The following is a 596-nucleotide window of genomic DNA, read 5'->3' on the forward strand; positions in this document are numbered from 1 at the left end:
TGTACGACAACTTCCTCGTTGCGGTACTCAATGTGGTGGTTAATGTGGCACTCATCCCTGATTTTGGGGCTTTCGGTGCCGCACTCGCCACGACGGCTTCGTACCTGACCTTAGGGGTATTGTACATCTACCAAATATGGAATAAAATTGACGTTAATCCCATCTCGATGGGTCTATTTAAACCGGCAGTCGTCGCCACCATAGTTGCCGGTCTCGTCTACCTGCCGGTCGTCGCGACTCTCCAACGATCGGCCTTCTCACTGGTGGTTGCCTGTGTGCTTTACGCGCCGCTATTTATTATCGTCGTGCTTCGCACTGGGGGGATCGAAGCTGAGGAGGCTCGTCTTGTCCTCATGTTCGAAGAACGCTTCGGAATCGACCTTGGTCCATTCAAAACTCTCGCTAATAAGCTCATTAATGAAGAATTTTAATTCACTCAGCCGTGTCAGTTCCGTCGGATTTATACATCTGTCTGCTGAGTCAGCTATGAAATGAGCGAAGCGTACCACGACCGATTCCAGCGGAACTACGGTCCGTTTCTCCCAGAAGAAACTGAAGGGCGGGTTCTTGATTTAGGCTGTGGCGACGGTAAGTTT

At 50.5% G+C, this 596-nt stretch carries 1 protein-coding gene; it reads left to right on the forward strand.

Annotation, left to right across the window (positions count from 1 at the left end; translation table 11 throughout):
• Positions 1 to 431 (forward strand): polysaccharide biosynthesis C-terminal domain-containing protein (locus tag EXE42_RS16465; protein ID WP_199240794.1); only part of this gene is annotated, 431 nt, incomplete at its 5' end.
• Between the last annotated feature and the right edge of the window lie 165 nt (positions 432 to 596).

The organism is Halorubrum sp. SP3, from assembly GCF_005435195.1.
GTDB lineage: Archaea > Halobacteriota > Halobacteria > Halobacteriales > Haloferacaceae > Halorubrum > Halorubrum sodomense.